Annotated in this window: 3 protein-coding genes; 1 reads left to right on the forward strand and 2 read right to left on the reverse strand. The window is 28.5% G+C overall.

The features are described 5' to 3' along the window. The coding region (gene mobB / locus Q0V08_RS11110) for a molybdopterin-guanine dinucleotide biosynthesis protein B (RefSeq protein ID WP_297434770.1) at positions 1-534 on the forward strand (534 nt) is incomplete at its 5' end. 16 nt (positions 535-550) lie between these two features. On the opposite strand, the gene Q0V08_RS11115 is transcribed toward mobB, so the two are convergent. Together Q0V08_RS11115 and Q0V08_RS11120 are read right to left on the reverse strand one after the other, a co-directional pair. Further along, positions 551-1,474: a hypothetical protein gene (locus tag Q0V08_RS11115; protein WP_297434772.1), complete on the reverse strand. Its 924-nt coding sequence runs from the start codon at positions 1,472-1,474 to the stop codon at positions 551-553. 19 nt (positions 1,475-1,493) lie between these two features. Then, a partial coding sequence (locus Q0V08_RS11120) for a molybdopterin-dependent oxidoreductase (RefSeq protein ID WP_297434774.1) occupies positions 1,494-3,508 on the reverse strand: 2,015 nt, incomplete at its 5' end.

Here is a 3,508-nt window from a genome sequence, read left to right on the forward strand (position 1 = left end):
GAAGATTACAACACCTTAATTAAAAGTAAAAAAACTAATTTTTTTGCAATTTCTGGGGTTAAAAATTCTGGAAAAACAACTTTAATAACAAAACTTTTAAAAAAATTTGTAGAAAATGGTTTTAAAGTTGGAACTATCAAACATGATGGTCATGATTTTCAAATGGATAATCTTGATTCAGATACTGATAAACATATAAAGTCAGGCGCTCTAGGAACACTTATTTTTTCAAAAAGTAAATATATGTTTTTAGAAAATTCTATTGAAAAAAATTTGAGTTTCTACTTAGACTTTTTCAAAAATTATGATTTTATAATTTTAGAAGGCTTTAAAAATAGTACTTATCCTAAAATAGAAGTCATTCGTAAAGAAATATCTAATACTAGTCAATCAAATAAAAATAATTTGAAATTTTTAGTAAGTGATTTAAATTTTATTGAAAATGCAGAACATTTAGATATTATAGATATTAATGATATTGATAATATTTTTGAAAAATTAATTGATATAATGAGAAAGGATGACCTAGTATAATTTAGGTCATCCTCTTTTAATCTTTCTTAAAAAAATAAAATTCCGAAAATCTAAAAATTGTATATAAAACAGATATTGTTGTTACAGCAATTTCAATCCAAGCTATAAAAGAAAAGCTCGGATATAATTTGCCAAATCTAGTTGCAGCAGTAACACTAATTGTCAATGGGAATGTAAACGCTGCAAATGTTGGTGCAAACGGTAATATTTTAGCTCTAAGAACTCCTAACCAAGCCGTAAAAGTTCCTGTAAAAGCTGCTATTGCTAGTAAGCATGCAACTGTCTGATTAACTTCAAATATTCCACTCAAATATCCTGCTAATAAAAGATTTACCGGAGCTGCTACTACAGGAATGGTAATTTTATATTTATTTTCAAATCCTAATCTTATTCCTCGTATTATTATAATCGGTAATAATACTATCACTGAAATAAGTCCTATCCACCAAAATGATTTAGCCCAAGGATCAAAACCCATATTTTTAGCAGTTACAGCTACTGTTATTATTCCTCCATAAGTTACAAACCAGCCAAAATGAAACTCCAAAAGTTTTCCCAATTTAATTCTATAATATGTAAATGTGAACCAAATAAGTAAGTGAACTAAAGAAGCTATAAACCAAATCATTCTTCCAACTTCTGCATTATATCTATATATATATGTTGACATTATCAAAATTGCCATATCTAATGAGGTAACTACAGCTCCTCTCATAGTATCCTGTATATCATCTAAAAAAGAATTGTAACAAAATATAATTTTTGAAATATAAGTAACAACTAAAATTAAAGATGCTAAAATTGTTATTATAAATATTATTTCTCCATATTTAAATCCAATCCCTTCCCATGCGGAACCTAGACCCACTATACCTAGTCCTAAAGCTGAAGCTCCCGAAGGATACTTTTTCAACTTTTCTATTAAACTATTATCTGCCATAAAACCTCCTAATTTAAACTTAAATCTTCTTTATAGATACTGTTGCATATTTATAAGATGGCTCTTTTGAATATGGATCATATAAAGAATCTGTTAATCTATTTGCCACATTATAGTGCATAGATATAAAAACTTGTCCTGTTACTACTTCATCACTTATTTTAACTTTTATACTACAATTTCCATTTTTAGATGATACTAGAACTAAATCCTCATCTTTTATTTTTAAATTATCTGCATCTTGCTGACTTATTAATAAATAATCCTCCTTTGGATAAGTATGTTGTACTATTGGCATATTTCTAGTCCTTGTTAATGTGTGCCAAAGTCCTACTCCTCCTCTCCCTGTAATTAAATAAAATGGATATTGTTCATTTGGAATCTCTGGATATTCTTGCGGAGTTTCAAATATAAATTTTCCTTTTTTATTTTCTGTATAAAAATTATAATCTTCAAATAATATTCTATAATCGTTTTCTAAACTTTCTTTAAATCTTAAAGGCCATTGAATTCCATTACTATTTTTTAAATTGTCATATTCAATTCCTGTTATGTCACATGGCATCCCTTCAGATATAGCCTTCATCAAATTAAAAGCGTCTTTAGGAGTTTTCCATTTATCTAATTTTAATTTATCATTTAACCCTAAAGCTTTTCCAATTTCTAATATTATTTCGTAATCACTTTTTATTCCTTCAGGAGGCTCGACCACTTTTTGAACTGCTCCAAGTCTTCTCTCAGTATTTATAAAAGTTCCTTCTTTTTCCAGAGATGTTGCTGTTGGTAAAAACAAGTCTGCTTCTTTTGCTGTCTCCGTATCATAATATATATCTTGTACTACTAAGAAATCGATTTTTGAATTAAAATTTTCCATAAGTGTATTATGTGGATAAGATACCATTGGATTAGTTGCTATTATCCAAAGACCTTTTATATCTTTTGTTTCCACCTTTTCAATAATTTCATTAAATGCTAATGTTGCTCTTGTTGGAATTATATCGTCTTGTATCTCTAAAATATCTCTTATTATTTTTCTGTCACTTTCTAAATTAAATTTTCTTCCAGCAAAAAGACAAGTTTCTGCACTATAAAGTCTAGATCCCATTGCATTACACTGCCCTGTTAAGGAATTTGGTCCACACCCCTCTTTTCCAATAGCTTTTATTAAAAAACAAATATTTATTATTGCTTCTGCTGTTCTTGTTGCCTCATAACTTTGATTTACACCCATTGTCCACCAAAATGACACCTTTTTTTTATTATGTATTTTTTCTGCTAATTCTATCAATATATTATTTTTTATCCCACAATTATCCTCTAATTTATCTAAAGTATACTCTGATACAAATTTTTTAAACTCATCAAAATTGTCTATTTTATTTCTAGCAAACTCTTCATCTATATAGTTTTTTTCAATTAAATAATTAGCTAAAGTATAAAGTAAACATAAATCTCCTTTTAATTTTACAGGAACCCACATATTAGCAGCTTTTGCTGTTTCTGTTTTTCTAGGATCAATAACTATTATCTCTGCTTCTTTATTTTCTTTCCTCAATCTCCACCATGGAACTGGATGACTTATAGCAGGATTCGCTCCTATAAAAATAGCTAACTCTGTTGTCATCAAATCATTCCAAGAATAAGGAGGGGCATCAAATCCAAAAGATTGATTATAAGATACTGCTGCTGTTGCCATACATAATCTTGTATTTCCATCTCCCTCCATTCCCATTCCAAATCTTCCTACATACCCTAAAATTGCCATTTCTTCTAAAGGGATTTGGCCTGTACTTAAAAAAGCTAAAGATCCTCTTCCATATTTATTATTAATATAACTAAATTTTTCTGCAATAATTTTATACGCCTCTTCCCAAGATATTGGATTCATTTTTCCATTTTCATCTCTTAATAATGGTGAATTAACTCTATGCTCCATGGAATTTTGATAAGCTATATTTCTTCCTTTTATACAAGCTAAACCTTTGTTAACTGGATATGTTGTTACTGGCTTACAACATATCCAGTTAACAAAGG

It is taken from the genome of uncultured Cetobacterium sp. (genome assembly GCF_947038635.1).
Taxonomy (GTDB): Bacteria; Fusobacteriota; Fusobacteriia; order Fusobacteriales; family Fusobacteriaceae; genus Cetobacterium_A.

Coding starts and splice junctions, on each gene's coding strand:
- Q0V08_RS11115 (WP_297434772.1), bottom strand. CDS start 1,474: ATGGCAGATAATAGTTTAATAGAAAAGTTGAAAAAGTATCCTTCGGGA.